Genomic DNA, 24,614 nt, shown 5'->3' on the forward strand with positions numbered 1-24,614 from the left:
AAAATTGACTAATCTCAAAGTGATGCCAACAATTGAAGTACAAGACTTAGTATTCGGATATCCACAGCAAAAACCAGTGTTGCAAGGAATTTCCTTCACCTTACAACCCGGAGAAAGAGTTGCTCTACTAGGTTTAACTGGCGCTGGAAAAAGCACTTTGCTCGAAAACTTAATCGGCTTAAAAATGCCTCAATCCGGCGAAATTAGAGTGCAGGGAAAAAAGCTGGAAGAGGCGACTTTATCGCAGGCGCGCAGGCAGATTGGATTTTGTTTTCAAGACGCTAACGACCAGCTATTTATGCCGACTATTTTAGAGGATGTAATGTTCGGGCCGCGCAATTACGGAGTGCCGCCGGGAGTTGCGCGCGATCGAGCTTTATCGCTATTAGACGAATTCGGTTTAGTAGAATTTGCCAACCGTTCGGCCCACGAACTTTCGGGAGGTCAAAGAAGGTTGGCAGCCTTGGCAGCAATTTTAGCATTAGAACCGGCAATTTTAATCTTAGACGAGCCGACCAACGGACTCGACCCCTCGTGGCGCAGGCATTTGGCGTCTGTTTTGTCCCAATTGCCGATCGAGGTAATTTTGATCGCGTCCCACAATTTGAATTGGATCGGGAAAACGACTCAAAGGGCGTTAGTTTTGGCAGACGGTCAGATTCAGGTCGATCGAGAAACGCAAGAATTGCTAAAAGATCGATCGACTCTTGAATATTACAATTTGCCGCCAGACTGGTAATTAGTCATCAGTCATTAGTCATTAGTCATTAGTTATTAGTCATCAGTCATCAGTCATCAGTCATCAGTCCAGTCCTGAACGCAGAACCTAATTATGTAGGGTGCGATGTCCATCGGCTTACCGCTATAATTCGCGCCTCAAACCATTTGTTTGCCTTAGTCCTGAATATCTACCTGTAATTAAAGCTCGAATTTGCGAACTGCTTCATTATAAAAATGAATAGCTAAATCGCGAAGAATTTCTTCATTTTGAAAATCATTTCCTAACTTCTCTTTCGCCGTTAAAACACACAGTTTCATCAACTCGGATGAACTTTCGATGTGAAGCGCGATCGCACTTTGGTTTTGTTGAAACCCGACCTCGATGTCCGCCAGCATTTTGACTGATTGATAATTAGCAGATTGCTGTAAATTTGCAGCCATTTTTTCCTGCTTTCTCTTTTGGACTTCCTCGGAAAAACCCGCAGCAATCAGCCCCGCAGGTAACGCAAAAATTCCGATTCCCAAAAATGCTAATATTGCTCCTAAAAATTTCCCTAAAGGAGTAATTGGATAAATATCACCGTAACCGACAGTAGTTAATGTCACAACTCCCCACCACATTGCATCGGGGATGCTCGCAAAAATTTCTGGATTCGCCTCGTTTTCAACAAAATACATGACGCTTGAAGCAAATATTAACAGAATAAAAACTGCAAATGCAGTGGCAATTAACTCCTCTTTTTTAGCGTACAATACTGCTCCTAGTGTTCGGAGTGACTCTGAATAGCGGCTCATTTTTAGCAACCGCAACAAGCGCAGCAGGCGAATTAAATTAACAAAGCTTAAATTAGGAAATAACAGCAATGAGTAAAACGGTAGGATTGAAATTAAATCGATCAGACTTAGCGGTGTAAGACCGTATCTCAATCTTCCCCAAAGCGGGTGGCTGTATCTGCTATCGACTGTAGACACCCACACCCTTAAAATATATTCTATTGTAAATGCTAAGGAGGAAAAAAATTCTATATTTGCCAAAAGCGATGTATGTTCCGGCGACAAGGTGGGCGAAGTAGAAGCAATAAAAGCTGCAACGTTAATCAGAATCAAACAAGTTATGAAAACATCATCTGCTAAACTGTATAAATTGCTTGATTCTGAGGTTTCTAGGATTTCATAAATTATAGTTTTGATTTTTTTACGCATCTGAGTTTGTCCTAAAAAATTAGCAATTAACGCTCGCGATTGACTACAGTATAAGCAATTAAATTCAAAAAATTAAGCAGGAGTTGCCCTCAAGCTAAAAAATGGGCTTCTTCAGAGAGGCTCTTGTTACGAAATTCAATATTTTTCAGGGAAAGTTGGTTGTTTGGGGCAACGGCGTTCTAGTAAAATTTAGAGTTAATCTGAAAAGAATTTCCACCTATTACTGGGTTTGCAGGCAAAAAGCATGAAGGTAGCCGTATTTAATACCAAATCCTACGATCGCACTTTTCTGACAGCAGCAAATGTCGGGGGTCAACACGAGTTGGTTTTTTTTGAACCGCATCTGACCCTGGAAACCAGCGTTTTGGCTGCTGGATTTCCGGCCGTCTGCGCGTTCGTTAACGACTGCTTGGACGCGAAAACACTGCGGGCGATCGCCGAAAAAGGCGTCCGCTTGCTAGCCCTGAGATCCGCCGGATTCAACCACGTCGATTTAGCAGCAGCCAGGGATTTAGACCTAACTATCCTCCGAGTTCCCGCTTATTCTCCCTACTCCGTCGCCGAACACGCAGTCGCTCTGATTTTGTCCCTCAACCGCAAAATCTACCGGGCCTACAACCGCGTCCGCGAAGGCAATTTTGCCCTAGACGGCTTGTTGGGTTTTGACCTCCACGGCAAAACGGTGGGAATCGTCGGGACTGGCCGAATTGGCGCAATTACTGCCCAAATTCTGCACGGATTCGGGTGTCGCCTGCTGGGATACGATGTTTACCAAAACCCAGATTGCCTCGCCCTCGGCATGGAATACGTCGCACTCCCGGAACTGTTCGCCGCCTCTGATATTGTCAGCCTTCACTGTCCGCTGATACCAGAAACTTATCATTTGATCGGTGCAGGGGCGATCGAGCAAATGAAGCCGGGGATGATGCTGATCAATACCAGCCGCGGTCAGTTGATTGACACTAAAGCTGTGACCAAAGGACTGAAGTCTGGTAAAATTGGTTACCTCGGCTTAGATGTGTACGAACAAGAGACGGATCTGTTTTTTGAGGATTTGTCAAATCACGTCATTCAAGACGACGTATTTCAGCGCTTGCTGACTTTCCCCAACGTCCTGATTACCGGACATCAAGCTTTTTTCACCGAGGAAGCTTTGAAAAATATCGCCGAAACCACGATCGGCAATATCACCGATTTTGAACAAGGGCGCACTTGCGTCAATCAAATCGACCTCCAACAATCCAAAAAATGAGTCAAAAGACCGATTTGGCGGCGAAGGCAATTGTTTAAAATCAAGTCATATCATTATTTTTGCTTGCAATTTGTGAAGCTCTGCCTTAGTCTCATCAATTAGTGCCGGCAGTGTGGATGCTTTGCTAATTGCCTGAGAATTATACTGCCAGCAACTCAAACCCTGCAATTTTACTTGACACCGGAGGAAGTATCAAATGACACAAGCTAACTTTTCGGACGACACACAAAAAATCGCTGAAGTCGTCACAGTAGACCTGGTGGAGGACAAACCGGGGGTCATGACTACAGTGACAACCACAGAAACACCGACCAGCCAGCTCCAAGATATTAAAGACCAAGTTCTGACAATTTTGTCGGAACTTCCCGCCTATGTCTCCAATTTTTTTGCTGACTACCAAAAGCCCCTCGTAACTGTTGGTTTAATTCTGGCAGGCGGTATTAGTATTAAGGTATTGCTGGGAGTTTTAGATGCTCTTAATGATGTCCCTTTGGTAGCTCCAATTTTTGAGTTGATCGGTATGGGATATACGGGTTGGTTTGTTTACCGCTATCTGCTCAAGGCTTCCGATCGCCAAGAGTTGTTAACGGAAATTGATTCTTTAAAAGAACAAGTTGTAGGCAAAGATTCTTAAACGGATGTTGAAGGAAGAGGGAAGAAGGAAGAAGGAAGAAGGAAGAAGGAAGAAGGAAGAAGGAAGAAGGAAGAGGGAAGAGGGAAGAAGGAAGAAGGAAGAGGGAAGAGGAAGAAAGAAGAAAGAAGAAAGAGAGTTTTTCTCCCTCTCCCCATCTCCCACTCTCCCAATCTCCCACTCTCCCCCTCTCCCCATCTCCCACTCTCCCAATCTCCCACTCTCCCCCTCTCCCAATCTCCCCCTCTCCCCCTCTCCCAATCTCCCCCTCTCCCCTTCTCCCCCTCTCCCGCTCTCAATTTGGATGGCAAACTTGTTGCAAAGTGGCAGTAAAGTCGGGGTAGGAAATGGCAGCGGCTTCTGCCCGGTGAATGTTAGTAATACCTGTGGCGTTGAGGGCTGCGATCGCCAAACTCATCGCTATTCTGTGGTCGGTGTAGCTGTCAACATCCGCGCCAGTCAAAGGAGTTCCCCCGGTAATTTCTAAACCGTCGGGTAACTCTGAAATTTGGGCTCCCATGCGGTTGAGTTCCGCAGCAGTCACGGCCAGCCGATCGCTCTCTTTGACTCGCAACTCGGCCGCATCTCGAATTATGGTAGTACCCGACGCAAAGATCGCCGCTACTGCCAAAATCGGGATTTCGTCAATCAGTCGGGGAATTAAGTCGCCAGCAATGGTGCATCCCCGCAATTGGCCGGAACTACGAACCAAAATATCCGCTACAGGTTCCCCGGCAGCCTCTCGCTGATTTTGCAGTTCAATGTCCGCGCCCATCATTTCCAAAGCTTCCAAAATGCCTGTACGAGTTGGGTTGACGCCGACATTTTCGACTACGAGTTCGGAACCCGGGACGATCGCCCCAGCAACTAGCCAAAATGCCGCCGAACTAATATCCCCCGGTACAATCACATTCTGCCCTTGCAGTTGTGTCGGCCCAGTGACTGTCACGCTGCAAGTTTCTGGATCGACGCTCAATCGGGCTCCAAACGCCCGCAGCATCCGCTCGCTGTGATCCCGCGAGAGAGCGGGTTCTGTGACTGTAGTTTCTCCGTCAGCCATCAAACCGGCGAGCAAAATGCAGGATTTAACTTGAGCTGAGGCGATCGGAGAACGGTAGTGAATCGGTTTTAACTGCTGTCCGAGTATCGCTAAAGGAGCTAAAGAATTGCTCTTTCGACCCCAAATTTGCGCTCCCATTTGTTGCAGCGGTTTAATGACGCGCGACATGGGGCGCGATCGCAGAGAACTGTCACCCGTTACCGCATAAAAACGCCCCGGATGAGACGCTAAAATTCCCAACATCAGCCGCATCGTTGTCCCGGAATTACCCGCATCCAAGACTTCCACAGGCTCCTCTAACTCGCCAATTCCGACACCCGTGACTGTCACCAGTTCCGCGTTGAGTTCAGAAACTTTGGCTCCCAGGAGCGAGAAACATTTAGCAGTGCTGCGGGGGTCTTCTCCTAGGAGTAGTCCTTCAATTGTAGTTTCACCTCGGGCGATCGCACCCAACATCAAAGCTCGGTGAGAAATCGACTTATCGCCCGGAACTCGAATCCTTCCCGACAGCGACAAGCCCGAGGCCGGTTTTTGAATGCTTAAAGTTTGACTTTTGTCAAGAAGCGCAGTAGTTATAATGTCAGCTTGCATTGAGATAAACTAGGATGGGATGGCGTTAGCTATCCTACCCTTTTGGGGGTGCTAAGTCAGTCGTCTTTTGGTATGTCTGCGAGTTTTTTCCCAATGTGTCCGGTTAACTCCAAGGCTGATTAAACTCGCCCAGACAGTCCGCTGTCAGTTGTCGGCGACAGGGGAGGACGGAGGCAAATGCACGGATTTCACTTTAATTTCACCTTAATTCCACAAATATTATCCGTGTATCTGCCTAGATTTCATGTCATGCTCTCACTTATCGACCAGATGATTGAATTTTGACTGAACAATTTTATGTTTTCGATTGCGAGTTATAGATTTTTCATTTTTTTTAGCAAAAGCTCCGGAATTTCGAGCCCAGCTAATCTAAAATCTAAAATCTCAAGCCTAAAATCTCAAATCTCAAACCGCCCAATTCACAATAACTCCTAAACTTTTATTTATGCTGACGCATCACCGCAAGCCTGTAAGTTTATCGCTGGTATCCACAGATTTACCTTTGTGGTCATTTGTTGAAACCGCTGGTACGCTGTATCAAAAAGACCGCGATCGCTTTCACTTGTTGTTGCACGAACCAGCCATCCTCGATCGCCAATTTTCCGACGAATCGGCCGAGCAAGTTACTATCTTGCCAACAACCACAAAACCCCGGTTGCTCTGGCTAGAAGTTTCGCCCTATCGAGTCATTATGACCATGCAAGGAAACGGCAAATACAGTTACCGACACTGCTGGGAACGAGGAATGTACGGCTTGAGCCGTTATTGGCTTCAGGGCGACTCCCTGGCGACTCCCGAACAGTTGCGGCTCCGCAACTTCACCCGCAACTTGACGCTGACAGGAAAGCCGGAACCCGAACACTTGCGGTTAGAATACGAGTTGTGGTCGGAGAAAGTACAACTCGGTCGTTATATTTTGAATCTAGAAATTCATCACTAAAATTGGGAATGGGTAATTGGGAAGGGGTAATTGAGAAGGGGTAATTGAGAATGGGTAATTGAGAATTAGTAGATGCCCGGTGAAGGCAACGCCTTCCAAAACTCATGCACCCCGTGTGCCTTATTCGCGGCTCGCGTTGCAATCTCAAAACTCAAAACTATTACCATTTAGGAACTGCTCTTACAATAATTAATCAGTTGGTCAGTCAAAGCGTCTTGATTTTCGGCTGCTTGATTCGCCTGCTGTCCGGCTCTGATAATATCTGCTCGAGCTGTTTGGATTTGCACTCGACCTTCTATACTTGTAGAAGCCAGATTTCCTCTCTCAAGACTTTTGCCTATGTCGTCGAGTGCTTGACCCATGTCCCGGAAGGATTCAACCGATCGCCCCTGAATTTCTTTGAGGGTTGTATCTGTTATTCGCAGATCCTCAAGTTGTTTCGCTGTCTGGTTCAAATCTTTAGCTAAGTTCTCGGTCGTTGCAGCATCGTTGCTGTCTTTCTTCATATCAATGAGAGCGTTGCCTTTGGTGACAATTTTAGTAAATTTAGTACACTGGACAGCTCGGCTATCGCTGCAACTAATCGTCAGCGTACAGCAAGCAACAACTATTAGCAAGATGGCAATCTGTTTGCGAAAAAAGTACATGAATCCTCGGTTGCAAAAAAAAGTAGATTCTGGGATTTTGTAGTAGAGTGGGTCAGCGATTAGCCGATATATCGACTGTGGAAACACCAGATGGCATCCAGACACGCTCTGCTAAGCTAAACTACGTACCTGTTTAGGAACTATGGTCAAAAACAGCAATAACCTACAGAAGGGCAGCATTTGGGGATATCTTACCCTGCTTTTGCCTATTTCCTTGACGGCGGTTGCCAGTTTCGAGTCGGGAACGATGTTTTGGGCGATCGCCACCACAGCGGGCATTGCTTGGGCTTACAAGCTCTACCAGCAGCAGCAAAAACACAAACTCGCTCATTTAGACTCGGTTTTCTACAAGTTGATCAAGGAAAATCAAGGGCGAGTTACGGCTTTGGATTTGGCGATGAATGCGAAACTCCCCGGAGAAAAGGTTCAAGAGTATCTCGACGAACGAGCTCTTGAGTTTGCTGCCGATTTTCAAGTAACGGAAGAAGGCGGAATTTTGTATTATTTTCAAATAGCTCCAACTGTCAATCAAAGCGAAACACCTAATGCGGTAATAGCTGTTCAAGAGCCTCCCACAAATCGGGAAAAAGCACCAGATAAAAAACCAAATTTATTCCCGATTGCTCAAACCAAGACTCCTGACAAACCCAAAATCTCTTTTACCCAAACGGAACTATCCCGCAGATTCAAAGTTCACGCAACTACGATCGGCAAGTGGAAACTTAAGCCGGAGTTTGATCGGTGGAGCCGCGAAAAAGACCCCGAGGCGATCGCCTGGGAATATTCTACAGAAAACAAGCGATTTTATCCCAAAGATTGAGATATTGACTAATTGACTGGTTTGGGTTATATTCAGTTAAAGTAGAAGTTTTTTTGAAATTAAAGGCAAAGCAAATGCAGCACCAGAACCGAGAACAGCTCCCGCTCGATCGGATATTTCTGGGAAATTGTCTGGAACTTCTGAGCAGCTTGCCCGATGAATGCGTTGATTTAGTAGTATCCTCTCCTCCCTACAACTTGGGGAAGGAATACGAGACTAAGCAAGCTCTCAATATTTATTTAGAAGAACAGAGAATTGTGCTGCAAGAATGCAGCCGAATTCTCAAAAAATCAGGTTCACTGTTCTGGCAAGTCGGTGCTTTCTCCGATCGCGGTACGCTAATTCCGCTCGATATTCGCTTTTTTCCAATTCTAGAATCCTGCGGGTTAATTCCTCGAAATCGAATTATCTGGGGGAGACAGCACGGTTTGCACGGCAGAAAGAAATTCTCATGCCGCCACGAGACAATTCTTTGGTTTACTAAATCCGATGAATATATATTTAACTTAGACGATATTAGAGTACCGCAAAAGTATCAAAATAAAAAACATTACCGAGGCTCTCGCAAAGGCGAACTTTCATGCAATCCTGACGGGAAAAACCCAGGCGACATTTGGATGTTCCGCAACGTCAAACACAACCACGAAGAACAAACTATACATCCCTGTCAATTTCCCGAAGACTTAATCGCTAGAATTGTCTTGACTACAACCGTGAAAGGTAATGTTGTTCTCGATCCTTATATGGGTTCGGGTACGGCGGCCGTTGTAGCTAAAAACTGCGATCGGCATTTTATCGGTGCAGAATTGGATCTAAAATATTATCAAGTTGCGCTGCGTCGTTTAAGCGGGGAACCGGACGAGCGCGGCTATTTCCCCAACTTAAAAACTCTGCGAGACTATGTAGAAAAAACCGGACAGCCAATTGAAGCATTTCGGTTTGACGTACAAGTAGGTAAAAGACCAACAGAACGCAGCAAAGCAAAAATATATCCCGAAGAGTATCACTTAGAAGAAATGGAGAAACGCTTGCTCTATGAGGAAGCTGCTTTTGCTGCGGATATTCGGGGAAAAGCTCCACCAGTAGACCTCAAGCTAAATGGCAACGGTAAGAAAACGCTGAATTCTACTAAAATTGGAGATCAATTAGAACTTGAGTTGTGGAGCTAGTATATCATTTTTCACATAATCCGAATAGAACTGCGACTGCGGGGCGAGGGCCCTGAAATAATTTGACATTCACACTCTTGCTGAGTTACTATTGTCCTTGATGTTTGAGCGCTGTAAACAGTCAATTTTGCAGGTACAGTTGTATTATTTTGCTTGAATAAACCAACGATTCTGAGCGGTACATTAAATAGATAGGCAGATAATACTGTTAACTGGTTCACAGCTTGCTCGTAGTAAAGGCTGCTATTAGCAGCAGGAAACATTTGTGATTTTGTAACTATAATAACAGCCCTAATTGGCTGTCCTGTGAGAGGCGTATTAGTATTGAAAAACAATTGCGATCGCACGGTATTGTTTAATAGAAATGAATAGTGAGAAAACTGAACTTCTACAATCGCACCAGAAGAGCCAAAGTCAACATCTGTTCCCAAAAATCGATACATCGGCGGAATCGGGATTTTCGCTAGCCATCCAAGTTTGACCAACTCAGTTTTGATGTATTCATTTGTTGCTACAGGATCGAAAACTGCATTGCCCACAAATCCAGCTTGACCAGAAGCTTTTATGTGCAGTGGCATAGCAGCAAGTACGCTGCTGATTTGGTTCCATTCCGCGCTACAGTAGTTACTGATGACAGTGCTTGCCCCATTGAAATCCGTAAATTCAATTAAAATAGCAGTCCTCCTTTCTCCCATGTCCCAACCAACCTTGCGAGTAGTCGCCCGCCTCGCCGCCTTTCCCGACAAAGTAGCAGAACTCAAATCTCTGCTGCTGAGCATTATAGAGCCAACTCGCCAAGAGCAAGGCTGCATCAAATACGAACTCCTGCAAAATCAAGCCGATCCCACAGATTTTACCTTTGTTGAAGAGTGGGAAAGTGCAGATTTGCTCGAACTACATCTCGGTTCAACTCACCTTCAAGACGCCGTGCAGAAATTAGACGGTTTGGCCGTTGGGCCTCCCGATATTCGCCGCTATGAATTGCTAGCTTAATCGGCTTTTTATAGCAATTTTATTAAGGTTTTTGAATTAGTTTCGACCCCCCTAGCCCCCTTAGTAAGCAGGGTGGTTTTATTGTGGGGAGAAGAAATCTGAAACGACAGAAAGCACCACTCAAAGCTCGCGTCTGGGACGCAACTGTTATATTAATAAAGGTACGTAGTTGGGCTTTAGCCCTCTTTCTATATACGTCTCAAGAGGGCTAAAGCCCAACTACGTACCTATTTCTAGGATGACAATTAATCCACCCTGCCCTAGCCCCCTTAGTAAGGGGGGACAAGAGTTCAGTTCAAGTTGAAGCACAGCTAAAAAAATTATGACAGTAGCAACCATAAAACAGTTATTCACTTATCCAATTAAAGGGCTGACACCGCAAGAGATGTCGGAGTTTGCTTTAACAGCCGGACACGGAATTAAGGGCGATCGAGCTTTTGCCTTAATGTTTGCAGATAATCTTAAAGTGGCAAAGATGCCGGCCCAAAATATGCCTTGGATGAGCAAAAAATATTTTGCAGTCCAAAACGATTGGCCTCTGTTAGCAGCTTTAGAATGCGATTATCAACCGGAAACGACCGTTTTAACAGTCAAGCGTCAAGGAGTTGCAGTGTTATCAGCAGAAACAAACACAGCAGCGGGGCGCGATCGCATCGGCACTTTTTTCACCGAATATCTGGCCGCAATTCAACCCACAAAAGAAGCGACACACCCGCAGCTTGCACCTGTGCACTTAGTCGGCGACAGCAGCGGCGAAACTCGTTATCCCGATCGAGAACCAGTACACATTTCTTTACTCAGTCAAGCCACATTAGACCAATTAACAGAAATCGCTGGTCAAAACATTGACGTGGGGCGATTTCGCCCGAACATTGTGTTAGAAGGTATGGCAGCTTGGTCGGAATTTGAGTTGATCGGAAAACAGTTTCAATTAGGCACGGCGCACATAGAAGTTACAGCACGAATCGGTCGCTGTGTCAATATAGAAGTGAATCCAGAAACGGGCGATCGGGATATTTCCCTACTCAGTTTACTGCAACAGGAATTCGGTCACGCACAAACTGGAGTTTTAGCCAAAATTATCAACAGCGGTACAGTTAAAATCGGCGATATTTTGAATTCCTAGAAGTGCATAGCTCCCAGAAACCGGGTTTATTTCCAGATATTTTGCCATCAAACCCAGATTTTGTAAGAAACCCGGTTTCTTAGACTTTGCATACGGGGGATTTCAACCGCAGTCTTATCTACAAACCCTCTTCCGGCACCCTCACCTTATTACCAATCAAATTCAGAAAACTCGTTCCAAAATGTTGAATCTCTAAAAAATTAGCATAAGCAGGAGTTGACTTGTAAACTCTAAAAGTCCGCATAATTCCTAAAGTCGCCGCACTTTCCAGCGGGCCGATAAAGCTAGTATCCCTGTCCAAAAAATGAGACTGCTTAGCCCAGTGTGCCATCTGTTCCGCATTCAAAAAATAGCAGCCGGAATGAGGATTCAAAGCCCGCTCAAAAGCTATGGTTTGTTCCATAATTTTTCCCATTAACTGCCGCTGCTCCTCTATATTTTGAAACTTCGCAGTAGCTGTAGCCGCTAAATCACCATCAACATAAGCTTTAAAAACAGCCCCTTGAGGGGATATTTCATAGCGATTAGGTTGCAGCAAATTCCCATTTCCCCCGTGATGAGTAAACCACTTTAATTTACTAAAAAACCACGGATCGTGCAGAATTAAATCATCTTCCAAATAACAGAAATAATCGTATTTGTCAAGACACGCTCGCAAAACTGCTTGACACTCAAACCCCAACAGCAGCGGTTCGCATTTTGTAGCGTGGTGCATAAAACATCTGGGCTGCACTGGCAGTTGAGGCAACATATGATAGCCTTGAGTAGTGCAAATAACAATGTCAATTTCGTGCTTTTGAGATTGATTGGCTGGGATAGTTGCACACTCGCTAATGTCAATCATGGACTGAGATTTGCCGTACAAAGCTTGCAGCGATGTCACGCAAGCGGTTAAAGCATTGAGTCGCGGTTGCGGATCGTTTCGCTGGGAAGCGTGTTTCCCGTCGCCGCTGGGATTGTAAAAGTGAGCAATAGTGAATAGAATTCGCATTGGTGTGGAGTAACAATTAAAAATTAAACAATAAAACACTAAAACAGAAAGAGCGCACAATAACGCCTATAAATCTTACCGCATTTAGTCACCAAATAACTCCGGCAGGCGATCGCGCAACTCAGCATTTAAACGCGGCAACTCGTCCCGCATCTGTAAGTACCAATCTCGCCGCTGCCGGTAGTGCCCGCACAGCAAGCGGTTGTCCCGCACCCATTCGCAAGCATTCGCGGCTATTTCCCGGCGCATATAAGTGTCGGAGATCAGCGAATTCAGCTTGATTTCAAACTCTTTTTCATGTCTGTAAATTAACCCGGTTTCACCTTCGACAATCGAATGTTCGTACACAGTGGGACTTGCCAGAACCGCTACTCCCCGCGCTGCACATTCAATGAACTTTAAGTCAGATTTCATTTCGTTAACCGGGTTACAAACGAGCGGCAGCAAAGCGATATCGCAACTGTACATAATTTCTTGATACCGTTCGTAACTGCAAAAGGGTTCAAATTCTTTTTGTTGTATTTTTAAGGATTCAAAAAATCTGCTGTCGTGGATTACTTTAACTCGAATCCGGTGTTTGTGTGCCACTAAAACTCGATTTAGCGCTGCCATAATCGGCTGCCAATCTTTTTCGCGGTTGAGGGCACCAAAAAAGATTGTGACTGTATCTTCTGCCGGATAGATTCGCGGCGGAGGTAGATAAGCTAATTGATTGGGAAATACGGCAACATTAGGATTGTAGTGCCGCAAAATTTTGGCTAGGGGTTCTGTAGAAGTTTGCACGCAGTGACAGCCGCGATAGCTGAGGTAATTATTGTCAGCGTATTCGCGGCGGCGGACGGGATTGTCGTCAATTTCAGCTACTATTAAATAGCCTTGTTGCAGCAGTTCTTTGAGTTTGGGAATGTAGGCGGGATATTGCATGATTGTCCGCTGCCAGATGAAGACTTTTTCTTCTCCAGACAGCGGCGGAATTAATTCTGCTGCTTTCACGCCGGATACAGTGCGGACACCGGGAATTGTGGCGCTAAATTTGTCCGGTTCCAAAACTCGCACGCGATCGCACCCTGTAGGAGCCATAATGATAGTCTGAATCAGCAGTCTGCGCGGAGGTACGGTCGATTTGGTCGATCGCACGATATAATGTTCAGCACCCGTTTCCGTAGCAAAACTGCTCGATGTCAGCTCTAAAGCCTTTACCATTGGATGCAGCAATTCCTGAAAGCGGACAAAATTTTCGGTTTTGTGTCCCTTTCCTTGAAATTCATAAACCTGCAATCCGGCTCCAGCAAATAGTGATTTAATACTTTCTAGGGTAAACCAGTGCTGCATCTTGCTGTCGGGATTTTCCCACTGTCCCCGCAGCAGATTGACAATTCGCCGCCAGTATTGAGCGTTGGGAATTCGGGCGAGAATTTGCCCCTCTGGATGCAGCAAAGCAGTGTACTGTTTGAGGACATCCCAGGGATTTTTGAGATAGGGAAGCAAGTCCCCGAAAATCAAGCAATCGACAGTTCCTGGAGCGATGTCGAGACTTTCGATGGCAATTTCTTCAACATCGGCTACCGTCACCCAGTTTAGCCGATCGACTGCAATTTTAGCTTTTTCTCGATCGCGCTCAATGCCAATATACTGACAGTGAGGATTTATCTGCTTGTACTCTTCGCCCGTAGAACCCGTACCGCAGCCAATTTCGACAATGACTTTAGCATCCGGCGGTAGCAGCTTCAAGAAATCGTGGTTGGCGCGATCGATCACTTTCTCTAAAATTCCTGATTAGTTTATCGTAAAATAAAACAGAGCAACCCATGCCAACAGACGACCAGCCGAAGGTTAGCATTGCGATGCCAGTATACAATGGCGATCGGCACATTTGTCAAGCATTAAATTCTGGCGTTGCGAACTCTTTCTCTTTTCTCTTCTCTTGCTTTGGGTCAAAAGCGTCAAGAGTATTTCATTTAAATCTTGTTCACCAATCGTGCAAGGAGGGCGATATGTTAGCAAATATTGGGCATAATTATAATTTATTCTCAACACCTACCCTCCTTTAGCGCAATTGAGATTATCAATTAATTCTGCTTTTTCCCAAAAAATCCACACAACAATTTGCCGAATACATTATAAACTATGAACTCAAATTTAGGAATTAACATCGCCGGCTACATCAACGGCGAATTTGGCATAGGAGAAGGTGTCCGAGCAAACATCAGAGCCGCAGAAGCCGCCAACATTCCCTTCAATATTAACAATTTTACCCGCAGTCCCCACCGGAAAAAAGATACCACCTATCAAAACTTTAGCCAAGACAATCCCCATCCCGTAAACTTAATTCAAGTCAACGCCGATGAAGTTGCAACCTTTATCAAACATACAGGTTCCAGCTATTTTGAAAACAAATACAATATCGGCTTTTGGGCCTGGGAACTTCCCGTATTTCCCCCGAAATGGCAGCCAGCATTTAATCACTTTCACGAAATCTGGACTTACAGCAACTATTGCGCCGAGGCAATTTCCGCAGTCTCGCCAATTCCCGTCATCAAAATCATGCCCAGTATTGCTCTCCCCGCACATTCCCTTAACAGAGAAGCACTGGATTTACCTAAAGATAAATTTATTTTCTTGTTTGTATTCGACTTTTCTAGCCGCATTGAGCGCAAAAATCCTTTAGCGGTAATTCAAGCGTTTAAACAAGCTTTTGGCGAAGATGACCGCGTATTATTGACGGTCAAATCTTCTAATTCAAACAAATTTCCAGAGGAGCGAGCATCCTTAAACTCAGCCATAGCAAATAATTCAAATATCAAACATCTAGACGGGTATTTATCCAAAGATAAAATCAACGGTTTGCTATACAATTGCGACTGTTACGTATCGCTGCACCGCTGCGAAGGATTCGGCTTAACAATGGCTGAAGCCATGTTTTACGGCAAACCAGTAATTGCCACAGGCTATTCATCAAATACAGAATTTATGAATGCCGGCAACAGCTTTTTAGTAAAATACAAGTTAGTCCCAATTGCAGCAGATTGCGGGCCTTACAAAAAAGGTAATATGTGGGCAGAACCCGATACAGAACACGCTGCTGATTTAATGAGTCATGTCTTCAACAATTACCGGGAAGCTCAGCAAGTTGGCAGAATAGCTGCTGAGGAAATTCAGACTTTACTGACTCCACAAGTTGTCGGGAGGAAAATTCAAAACCGTCTCGAATATATTGCCGAAATTACAGATAATTTCAAAAGCTTGGAGCGCGGAATACGAAAAAAGCCATCTCAGGTAGCGACAACAGTAAAAAATGCACCACCTTTAGTTAGTATTTGTATTCCGACATACAACGGAGAAGCATTTATTGAGGAAGCAATCAAAAGTGCGATCGCCCAAACTTACCCTAACATAGAACTGATTGTATCCGACGACGGCTCCACAGACCGCACAATTGCGATCGCCCAATCCTTCCAATCGCAAACATCCGCCGATTTCCGCATCGTACTGCACCGCAACTACGGCTTATCACAAAACTGGAACTTCTGCATATCCCAAGCAAAAGGTGAATACATTAAATTTCTGTTTCAAGACGACTTGCTCGAACCAGAATGTATTGAGAAAATGGTCGCACTCGCCCAACAAAATCCAGAAATAGGTATGGTTTTCTCCCCGCGCGGCATCACCATAGCTGAAGATGAATCTAACCCAATTTTGCTGAAAGCTTCCCAATCAATTAAAAATTTGCACAAAAATTGGTCTAATTTAAAATCAATTCAGTCAGGAAAAGAATTACTGGCAGATACTAACTGCTTGAGCAACCCCATAAACAAAATTGGCGAACCGAGTACCGTCTTAATTGCCGCCCGAGTATTTACCGAAATTGGATTATTTGATTCAGGATTATCTCAGTATGTAGATTTAGATATGTGGTGGCGAATCATGGGAAATTATCACATCGGGTTTGTAGAGGAAAAACTCTCGTCACTGCGGATTCATCCCGAACAACAAACTTGGAAAAACTTCGCTGCTGGGGAAAATCATAAGGATGTAGTCAGATTTTACAATAAACTACTAAATAGTCCAGATTACAGTTTCCTGAATCAACAAATTCAACAGACAATTCGCCACAAATTGGCATTAAGAACCCAGCCTCGTATATCTGACTTGTCAGCACTGGTTGATCAGTACAAAAAATCGCCATCAAACCAGTCTATTCTCGCGCAACTGCGGCAATACCGCCAACATATAGCTAGAAATTGGCTGAATTTTCCCCTCGGTAAATTGGAAAATGCTTACTTGGGAGAAACGGGAAAAGCTCATAAATTGCTACTAGATAGCGGCCTCAAAAATGAAACTTTAACTGAGGAAGAACAAAGTTTTGTCCAGCAGTTATCCGCGAAACTTGCTGAAGGAGAGGAAATTGCCGATAAGATTCAATATCTCCTCGCAGCGATGCTGTACCGCGATGCTTATCAGTTGCCCCTAGAGTATAAAAATGCAGCAATTCCCCAGTGGTTTTTTGACGACTTTCTGAAATTCTTATTTCAGTCTCCCAGTTATTTCCAAGAAAAGTGGGAAGTTGAAAGGTACTTTGAATATTTCCAGCAGTTAATCGAGTACGTCGCTGCTAATATCGCCAGTTTTCCCGCTTCTGAAGTTTGGCGTTATTTGGCGGCATTTATTGCAAAAAATGTTAGCTTCAAAGCTTTGTATTTGAGCGAGGCAAATTTGCTCAATATATTGAGTCAGCGAGCTGATGTTCTGGAATTTTATTTGAAAAATATCGGCTGTCAAGTAGACTGGAATTTTCTTCAAAGAGAACCTGAAAGAACTAAAATCCGAGTGGGCTTTTTGGTTGAGAAAATTAGCGATCAATTCGAGAGTCGTGCTGCAATTTCGAGTTTTGAATATTTAGACAGAAACAAATTTGAAATTATTGTGTACAATTTCCAGGTACAAGACGAGAAACTGGGGAAATATTGCGAAAATTGCGCCGACAAACTGGTGCAACTCCCGGAAGATTTGCCAAATCAAGTCCGAGAAATTCGATCGCACGATTTAGATATTCTGCTAATGTGCACCAATACTACCGACACTTCCCAACCAAGCGCGCTGCTGTGCCTGCACCGACTAGCGCGAGTGCAAATGGCTACCGCTGCATCAACCCCCGCCACCACCGGAGCCCGAAATATCGATTATTTTATTGCCGGAGATTTGACATTGCCCGCAGGTGCAGCAGCACAGTATCGCGAAAAATTAATTACTTTAGAAGGCTCGGGAGTTTGTTTCAGCTATCCTACTACTGTAGAATCAGCACCTGCCAGAGTTGAACCGACTCGCAGCAGTTGGGGAGCCACTGATGAATCTGTAGTGTTCATGTCGGGCGCTCCGGCTTTTACAATTATCCCAGAATTGAGAGAAACTTGGGCAAAAATTATTGCCGGCGTACCGAATTCTATTTTAGTTTTGTATCCCTTTTGTTCCCGCCCAGAAAACTATCCGACGGTGACTTTTTACAACCAAATTCGATCGCTCTTTGGGGAATCTGGGATTGACAAAAAGCGGGTAGTTGTGATAAGAGCGCTACCAAATCGTGCAGATTGCATAAAATGTTTGGAATTAGCTGATATATATTTAGACTCGTATCCAGACAGCGGTGCCGGCTCCTTAGTAGAACCGCTGTTGGCCCTGTTGCCTGTAGTGGCAAGAGAAGGGCAAACAGGTCGATCGCGACAATCGGCAGCAGTGCTCCGAGAGCTGCTGCTTCCGGAACTGGTAGCAAACAGCGAGAACTCTTATATAGAGATGAGTACAGCACTGGGAACTAACCCAGAACTGCGCCAACGCTATCGGGATCGAGTCCAACAAAAAGTGGCGGCCAACCCCAAATTTCTTGACAGTCGCGCTTACTCCGAGAGAATAGGCAAACTATTTGAAAGGAACCCCTAGGGAGAGCCAAGCGTCAAGAAATAGACAACAATAGCGCTAGCCCGGCGAGGCTCTGCTATCATCGGGAGATTGAGGGGTTAGTAGTTGTCGCTCTTTTCCTGCCACAGCTAAATTAAAAGGGGAAGCGCAAGTCAGTTGGAGATAAAAAAGTCAGGAACCTCAGCCTTAAGGCGTGAGGCTTGAAAGAGAAATCTAGCAAGCCGTCCTGACCAGCCTAAGACTTTCTCAGTCTACGTTTTTTGGGTCACGATACCGGAGAATGCGTAGCTAGTTTTCCGCTCTATCGCTGAGGGTTAAACAGTTCTAAGGTCACTGGAACAGTGCTTTCAGTCTAACAAGCCCTAAAAACATTGGCGAAGCTAACATTACCCCGCAAGGGAGGCTCGCAAGAGCAAAACACTATGTGTACAGGGTTGAGAGGTTTGAGGCGGTAACTGTCCCGCTGAAAGTACAAAACAAAAGCACACCGAACCCTTGCAACCCCAAGGCAGTAGTGGTAACTGTAAAGCCGTCCTAGAAGGACGGGGTTTCTACCCATTTTTCTGATGACAGGACTTTTTCAAATAGGCGATAAATTACTTCAAGCTCAGGATATGCCATCGCTCCTGAAGCGGTACCAGTTAATGCCGCAATTTTTGCGGGGTGTAATAGTAGACCAAGCGATCGCATCCTTTAGTTGCAGCGACGAAGAACGCCACTCCGCCGCCCTTGATTTTCTGGCACAGCACCAACTGACAGCCCCCGAAGCCAAAGAAGCTTGGCTGCGCAGCCAAAACATGACGGAAGAAGAACTTCAAGAGATGGCCTCCAGGCCCTTGCTGATCGAAAAATTTAAGCAAGAAACTTGGAGACCGAAAGTAGATAATTATTTTTTAACCCGCAAAGCCAGCCTAGACCACGTAGTCTATTCCCTGGTACGCACCAAAAATCCAGCACTGGCAAACGAACTTTACTTTCGCATTCTCGAAGGAGAACAAAGCTTTGCCGAAGTGGCCCGCGACTTTTCCGAAGGCCCAGAGTCCAAGTCCGGCGGGTTGTTGGGCCCAGTCCCCCTCTCGCAGCCCCACCCGGCAATCAGCAAACTTTTGTCCGTCAGCCAGCCAAATCAACTCTGGACGCCGCGTCCTCTGGCAGAATGGATGGTAATTATTCGACTAGAAAAGTTCATGCCGGCCCAGCTCGATGAATCGATGCGGCTGCACTTGATTAACGAACTCTTTGAAAGCTGGGTCGCCGAACAGATATCGAAAATAGGCCCGCTACAGCCCCTCTCTTCCGTGTCTTCAATATCATGACAATCAAGCAATTGGGTCAGTTGCCCCCGTCGCGCGGCCGTGGAGACACATAAAAACTCCGCATCCTGATAACCTGCGGACGGTACAGGCAGTTGCTTCAATCTAAAATCTAAAATCTAAAATCTAAAATCTAAAATCGGATGACTTCTTCCGCTGTTTCCCTCTCCCAAATTCAGGATTTCCTAGGTCAAACACCTCCCTTTGACCGACTGTCAGAGACGGCTCTGACAGCCTTGGTGGCTAAATGCCAACTCCTCGGCTACCGAACGGGGCAACCCCTGTTTGAACGGGAAAAAATGCCGACTCAGGTGGCAATTATCTATCAAGGCCAGGCCCGGCTGCTGGGCTTTGACCAGCGGTCGCAGCGCCACGTAAGTTTGCGCTTGGTGCAGTCGCAGGAAATCCTGGGCTGGGCTGGCTTGCTCAGGGGGGTTCCCTGCGAAACGGCGATCGCCTCTACAGATGTGATCGCGATCGTCCTACCTGCCGAAGATTTCCTCAGCGTACTGGAAAAACAGCCGACCTTTGGAGAAGCCTTTCGCGAACACTGTTCCTTGAGCGAAGTATTTGAACTGTTGAGCCTGGAATTGCAGCGCCAAGCGGACGGCACTTCCAATCTCAAGGAACTCACCCTGCAAGCTTGGCAAGACGCGACAGTTGTCAACGTGCCAAACGGCAACAAAAAAACTCAAGACCTCGCCAAAGAGCTAGATGCCGATCGAGTTTGGCTCGTCAGCAGCGGCGTCTTGGGCGACTTTCCCACCGGCAGCCGCTTCTCTGTGGAAAACGCAGCCAAATCCTTAAAAGTAGAAGGCCGCCTCGGCGCCCGCTTGGTTGGCTTCCGGGAACCCCCAGCACCCCAACCCGATCCAGACCCATTAAATGGCACGACACAGGCAGCAGGCTCTGACCCGCAGCCGCTCGGAAAATTGCTCGACATTAAGATCGCCCCAGAGCGTCCGCCAGAACCCACAACAGACCAACCAAAGGATGCGGCGAGATACCCAGTTTTCCGCGCCAAAGGGCAGATTGACGCCCCGCTAGCTTGCTTCCAAATGTTGAGCAAGTATTTCGGCCTCAAATTTCGTCGAGATATCATCCGCAAAGTTCTAGAAAATCAGTTAAAAACTGCTGGTTCTATCAGTATGCAAGCCTGCGGGGCGATCGCCCAAAGCATCGGCCTCACGCCTCAATTGGCGCAAGTGCCAGCAGAAGCCATCAACCGCATCAAAGCGCCGGTAATGATTAAATGGGAAACCAGCTTTGCCATTATTTACAGCATCACCGAGCAAGAATTGGTGATGGCCACGCCCGAAAAGGGGCTGATGCGGAAGCGGATACCTCAGTTTAAAGAAATCTGGGGCGAACAGGGAGAAGTCCTGCTGCTGCAAGCTCCGCAAGTCGAACAAAAAGAGCAGTTCAGCTTCTGGTGGTTTGTGCCGGCGCTGATGGAACACAAGACAGTGTTTTTTGAGGTGTTGCTCGCTTCGTTTTTTGTACAGTTATTCGGTCTTGCCAACCCTTTAATCAGCCAAGTAATTATTGATAAAGTATTAGGTCAGCGCAGCATTGACACCTTGGATATTTTGGGGGCGTTTCTGTTAGGTGTTGCCCTGTTTGAAGGACTGCTCAACGGTTTGCGTACCTTTTTGTTTATAGATACCTCAAACCGCATCGATGTTAAATTGAGTGCGGAGGTAATCGACCACTTGCTCCGGCTTCCCCAAAATTACTTTGACAATCGGCGCGTCGGAGATTTGGTCTACAAATTCAGCATGATGGGCCAGATTCGGGAATTCATGACGAGTACAGCTCTGACAGTGGTTCTCGATGCGGTATTTTCGGTGGTTTATGTCGCCGTGATGCTCTCCTACAGCGTGCAGCTAACGGCAGTATCTTTGGCAGTGGTACCGATACTGGGGCTGATGATTGTTCTAATCAATCCGCTGGTGCTGCGCCTGATCAAACAGAGAAATATGCGTTTTTCTGACGCTCAATCTTATCTAGTGGAAGTAGTCAGCGGGATTCAAACTGTTAAGGCTCAAAATATTGAATTGAAATCCCGCTGGGAGTGGTCGAGCCGCTACGCAAAATACATTACAGCCAGTTTTAAAACAATTATCACCGGGACTACGGCCGGTACGATTAGCAGCTTTTTAAACCAGGTGGGTAACTTGGCTCAGTTGTGGGTGGGAGCTTATTTGGTACTGGGAAATGAGATTACTTTGGGTCAGTTGATTGCTTTCCGAATTATTTCGGGGAACGTGACGGGTTCGCTGCTGCGTTTTGTGAGCGTGTGGCAGAGTTTCCAAGAAGTCTCGATGTCGATCGATATGCTTAAGGATATCGTCGATAATCCCACGGAAACCAGCGATGAAGACCGCAGCAATATCCCGCTGCCGGCAATTCAAGGGCAGGTTACCTATGAGGAGGTTTCCTTCCGATTTTTGGAGAGCGGGCCGCTGCAATTGGCTAATGTGAATTTGGAATTTCCCGCTGGCAGTTTTGTGGGAATTGTGGGGGGAAGCGGTTCCGGTAAAAGTACGGCGATGAAGCTGTTGCAGCGTCTTTATCCCCCGCTGTCGGGCCGGATATTTATTGACGGCTATGACATTGCTAAGGTGGAACTGTACTCGCTCCGCAGCCAACTTGGGGTGGTATTGCAAGATACTTTGCTGTTTAACTGCTCGGTACAGGAAAATATTGCTCTGAGCAATCCAGATGCGAGTACGGATGAGATTGTGCGAGCTGCGAAATTAGCGGTGGCTCACGACTTTATTATGGGCTTGCCTGCTGGCTACAATACAGTAGTGGGAGAGCGAGGATCTTCGCTTTCTGGGGGTCAAAAGCAGCGGATCGCGATCGCCCGCACGATTTTGCAAAACCCGAAACTGCTGATTTTGGACGAAGCTACAAGCGCCCTCGACTACCATTCCGAACGCCAAGTTTGCAATAACTTAGCAGAAGCTTTCGCCGGCCGCACGGTGTTTTTCATTACTCACCGCCTGACTACAATCCAAAACGCCGACATAATTATTATGATGGATCAAGGTTCTGTAGTCGAGCAGGGAAGTCATAAAGAATTAATGGCTCTTAAAGGGCGTTACTACTGCCTCTTCCAACAACAAGAGTCGTCGAATACCTGATATTTCACAACTCACAACTGATAACTAACAATTAACAACTGAAAACTCACAAATGGCTATGAAATCGATAATACTTTCTGAACAACCAGTCATTCTAGAAAAACCAGCGATTTGGTCGCACTTGTTTTTGTGGATGATCATGCTGATGACCACTTCTGGTGTAGTTTGGGCTTATTTTGCTAGCGTAGAGCAAGCTGTCCCCGCTGTAGGCCAATTGGAACTCAAAGATGGTGCTAGAGACATCCAAGCACCTGCTACGGGCGCTGTGGTGAGACTTCACGTTGAAAATGGCGATCGTGTGGAAAAGAACCAGCCTCTGCTCACTTTCAACCCCCTTGCACCCAGTGCCGATTTGACATCGATCCAGAAAACTAAAGAAGCTCTGGAAAAGGAAAATAAATTTTACGAAGATGTTGTCAACGGCCAAATTCAAGGCGCTGTTCCTTCTAACCTAGAATCAACAATCAAGGACAGACAGAGCCTGACGGCACAAAATCAAGTGCTGCAAGCTTTGATTGACGAACTGTACCTCAACAGGGGAGCCAGCGGAAATTTTGATGCTGCTCAGCAAGGACTTTATGTTAATTATCGATCGGAATTTTTGTCTCGCGTCGCTGCCGCTCAAGGGCAAGTTCAGGAGTTGGAAAAACAACTGAAGCAAGCTGAGGATGCTGAGAAAGCCGCCGGCGATCAAATGACAGTGGCACAGCAACAACTGGGTTTTGCCCAGAACCAATTAAATTATGCTCAGCAGCAGTTAAGTTCTTCGCAAGAGCAAGTAAAATCTGCCCTGGCTCAGAGAGATTTGGCGGACGAACAGTTAGCGAAATCCCAACAAGTATTGAAGTCGAATCAAAACATTTTAGGCAGACTCGGCCCCCTGGTAGAGCAAGGAGCCATCGCTGAACTGCAAAAAGAAAAACAGGAACAAGATGTTTTTAGAGGCCAAAGCGACGTTCTCAAACAGCAAGATCAAATCAAGCAGCGCGAAGGTGAAATCAACTCCCGTAAAGGTGAAATCAACACGCGCCGAGGTGAGATAAATACGCGCCGAGGCGAAATTAACGCGCGTCAAGGTGACATTCAAAAAATTAGTGCTGAAGTACAGCGCCAGCAAGGAGAGCAAGCGCGCATTCAGGAGTCCATCAGCCGCGCCCAAGAACAGTTGAAAAACACCAAGGATTCCTGGGCAAAAGAACTTTACACCAAAATTGCTGAAAACCAGAAACAAATTGCCAGCAGCGATTCTCAGTTAAGCCGCTTCAAAGTGGAAAACCTGAAAAAGCTGTCCGAGGTGAACGCTCAGCTAGAAAAAGCGCAGCAAACCCGCGATACTCAAATTCTGAAGGCTCCGGTATCCGGCGTTATCTTCGATTTGAAACCTTCTAAGAAGGAGAATGCTAAGTTGGATATAGCGAAAGATCCGATATGCCAATCCATTATTAACTCGGTGGTGAAACCGGGCGAACCGCGTCCCGCACGCTGCGAAGAAGCTTATTACGAAGCGCAGCAAACTGAGAAGCTACTCAAGGTTTTGGATGACGAAAACGGTCTGGAAGCTGTGGTTTACCTCGAAAACAGCAATGTGGCTCTGGTATTAGATGCTTTGAGACAGAAGCGGGAAAAATTGGAACCATATCACGGCAAACAATTAGATGGAGAAAAGATTGACTGCGAAACAGGTAAAATTTGCGTTTGTCCAGAGAAGGAAATTAACAGAGAGAAACTGGGTTTGACGAAATACCAATGTGTGCCTGTGGAAGTGAATGTAGAAGCTTTCCCGGCGATGGAGTTTGGTACTGCTGAGGGTGAAGTTATAGAGATTAGCAGCGATGCTGAGCCTCCTACTGAACTGCGGAAATACTACGCTTTTAAAACCAAAATTAAGCTCAAGAATCAAAAGTTTATTTTGAATAAAAACAAGCCCGATCAAGTGGAGGTTAATTTGCAGTCGGGAATGGCAGTAAGCTCTAATATCAATATCGGCAAGCGGACTGTTTTGCAGATGTTTATCAACAGGTTTACTGGGAAGCTGGATACGTTCAAGACTGTTAAGTAATTCGGTTAACCGAATTGAACGCGAGACTTTTAGGGTG

Annotated in this window: 18 protein-coding genes; 12 read left to right on the forward strand and 6 right to left on the reverse strand. The window is 45.9% G+C overall.

Annotation, left to right across the window (positions count from 1 at the left end; all coding sequences use genetic code 11):
* Positions 1 to 4 precede the first annotated feature (4 nt).
* On the forward strand, positions 5 to 739 hold the full coding sequence (locus QUB70_RS00105) for an energy-coupling factor ABC transporter ATP-binding protein (protein WP_332977676.1): 735 nt from the start codon (positions 5 to 7) through the stop codon (positions 737 to 739).
* A 179-nt stretch (positions 740 to 918) separates the two neighbouring features.
* Here QUB70_RS00105 and QUB70_RS00110 read toward each other — a convergent pair whose 3' ends face one another.
* Positions 919 to 1,923: an ion transporter gene (locus tag QUB70_RS00110; RefSeq protein WP_332977678.1), complete on the reverse strand. Its 1,005-nt coding sequence runs from the start codon at positions 1,921 to 1,923 to the stop codon at positions 919 to 921.
* Positions 1,924 to 2,167: 244 nt separating this feature from the next.
* Between QUB70_RS00110 and QUB70_RS00115 the strand changes: the two genes are divergently transcribed.
* The gene (locus tag QUB70_RS00115) at positions 2,168 to 3,175 is read left to right on the forward strand and encodes a 2-hydroxyacid dehydrogenase (RefSeq protein ID WP_332977679.1); all 1,008 of its coding nucleotides are present in this window, start codon (positions 2,168 to 2,170) and stop codon (positions 3,173 to 3,175) included.
* Between the two features lie 196 nt (positions 3,176 to 3,371).
* Positions 3,372 to 3,809: a CAAD domain-containing protein gene (locus tag QUB70_RS00120; RefSeq protein WP_332977680.1), complete on the forward strand. Its 438-nt coding sequence runs from the start codon at positions 3,372 to 3,374 to the stop codon at positions 3,807 to 3,809.
* A 292-nt stretch (positions 3,810 to 4,101) separates the two neighbouring features.
* On the opposite strand, the gene aroA is transcribed toward QUB70_RS00120, so the two are convergent.
* On the reverse strand, positions 4,102 to 5,457 hold the full coding sequence (aroA, locus tag QUB70_RS00125) for a 3-phosphoshikimate 1-carboxyvinyltransferase (protein ID WP_332977681.1): 1,356 nt from the start codon (positions 5,455 to 5,457) through the stop codon (positions 4,102 to 4,104).
* Positions 5,458 to 5,902: 445 nt separating this feature from the next.
* On the opposite strand from aroA, the gene QUB70_RS00130 reads away from it, so the two are divergent.
* Positions 5,903 to 6,397 (forward strand): hypothetical protein, encoded by a 495-nt coding sequence (locus QUB70_RS00130; protein WP_332977682.1) that lies wholly within the window; start codon positions 5,903 to 5,905, stop codon positions 6,395 to 6,397.
* Between the two features lie 167 nt (positions 6,398 to 6,564).
* Here QUB70_RS00130 and QUB70_RS00135 read toward each other — a convergent pair whose 3' ends face one another.
* On the reverse strand, positions 6,565 to 7,044 hold the full coding sequence (locus QUB70_RS00135) for a hypothetical protein (RefSeq protein ID WP_332977684.1): 480 nt from the start codon (positions 7,042 to 7,044) through the stop codon (positions 6,565 to 6,567).
* Between the two features lie 142 nt (positions 7,045 to 7,186).
* Here QUB70_RS00135 and QUB70_RS00140 point away from each other — a divergent pair, with 142 nt between their 5' ends.
* Complete coding sequence (locus tag QUB70_RS00140; RefSeq protein ID WP_332977686.1) at positions 7,187 to 7,864, forward strand: hypothetical protein; 678 nt, start codon at positions 7,187 to 7,189, stop codon at positions 7,862 to 7,864.
* Positions 7,865 to 7,938: 74 nt separating this feature from the next.
* A complete protein-coding gene (locus QUB70_RS00145) occupies positions 7,939 to 9,033 on the forward strand; it encodes a DNA-methyltransferase (RefSeq protein ID WP_332977688.1) in 1,095 nt (364 codons plus the stop codon).
* An 11-nt stretch (positions 9,034 to 9,044) separates the two neighbouring features.
* Here the strand turns inward: QUB70_RS00145 and QUB70_RS00150 are convergent, their stop codons facing one another.
* Entirely contained in the window at positions 9,045 to 9,728 is a 684-nt protein-coding gene (locus QUB70_RS00150; protein WP_332977690.1) for a hypothetical protein, read from the reverse strand.
* Here QUB70_RS00150 and QUB70_RS00155 point away from each other — a divergent pair.
* Positions 9,727 to 10,026, forward strand: a complete 300-nt coding sequence (locus QUB70_RS00155; RefSeq protein ID WP_332977692.1) for a putative quinol monooxygenase — start codon at positions 9,727 to 9,729, stop codon at positions 10,024 to 10,026. The two genes, QUB70_RS00150 and QUB70_RS00155, sit on opposite strands and share 2 nt — an antisense overlap.
* A gap of 322 nt (positions 10,027 to 10,348) precedes the next feature.
* A complete protein-coding gene (locus QUB70_RS00160; RefSeq protein ID WP_332977693.1) occupies positions 10,349 to 11,152 on the forward strand; it encodes an MOSC domain-containing protein in 804 nt (267 codons plus the stop codon).
* Between the two features lie 118 nt (positions 11,153 to 11,270).
* Here the strand turns inward: QUB70_RS00160 and QUB70_RS00165 are convergent, their stop codons facing one another.
* Both QUB70_RS00165 and QUB70_RS00170 read right to left on the reverse strand, forming a co-directional pair.
* Positions 11,271 to 12,143, reverse strand: a complete 873-nt coding sequence (locus QUB70_RS00165; RefSeq protein ID WP_332977694.1) for a calcium-binding protein — start codon at positions 12,141 to 12,143, stop codon at positions 11,271 to 11,273.
* 84 nt (positions 12,144 to 12,227) lie between these two features.
* The gene (locus tag QUB70_RS00170) at positions 12,228 to 13,901 is read right to left on the reverse strand and encodes a methyltransferase domain-containing protein (protein ID WP_332977697.1); all 1,674 of its coding nucleotides are present in this window, start codon (positions 13,899 to 13,901) and stop codon (positions 12,228 to 12,230) included.
* A 369-nt stretch (positions 13,902 to 14,270) separates the two neighbouring features.
* Here QUB70_RS00170 and QUB70_RS00175 point away from each other — a divergent pair, with 369 nt between their 5' ends.
* The 4 genes from QUB70_RS00175 to QUB70_RS00190 all read left to right on the forward strand — a co-directional run bounded on the left by QUB70_RS00175 (position 14,271) and on the right by QUB70_RS00190 (position 24,577).
* Complete coding sequence (locus QUB70_RS00175) at positions 14,271 to 18,077, forward strand: glycosyltransferase (protein WP_332977699.1); 3,807 nt, start codon at positions 14,271 to 14,273, stop codon at positions 18,075 to 18,077.
* A gap of 545 nt (positions 18,078 to 18,622) precedes the next feature.
* On the forward strand, positions 18,623 to 19,372 hold the full coding sequence (locus QUB70_RS00180) for a peptidylprolyl isomerase (RefSeq protein ID WP_332977701.1): 750 nt from the start codon (positions 18,623 to 18,625) through the stop codon (positions 19,370 to 19,372).
* Positions 19,373 to 19,512: 140 nt separating this feature from the next.
* Entirely contained in the window at positions 19,513 to 22,518 is a 3,006-nt protein-coding gene (locus QUB70_RS00185; RefSeq protein WP_332977703.1) for a peptidase domain-containing ABC transporter, read from the forward strand.
* A 52-nt stretch (positions 22,519 to 22,570) separates the two neighbouring features.
* Positions 22,571 to 24,577, forward strand: coding sequence for a chromosome partitioning protein ParA (locus QUB70_RS00190; RefSeq protein WP_442927659.1), 2,007 nt, complete (start codon positions 22,571 to 22,573; stop codon positions 24,575 to 24,577).
* Positions 24,578 to 24,614: the final 37 nt, after the last annotated feature.

Source organism: Microcoleus sp. A003_D6, assembly GCF_036702825.1.
In the GTDB taxonomy this organism is placed as follows: Bacteria; Cyanobacteriota; Cyanobacteriia; order Cyanobacteriales; family Microcoleaceae; genus Microcoleus.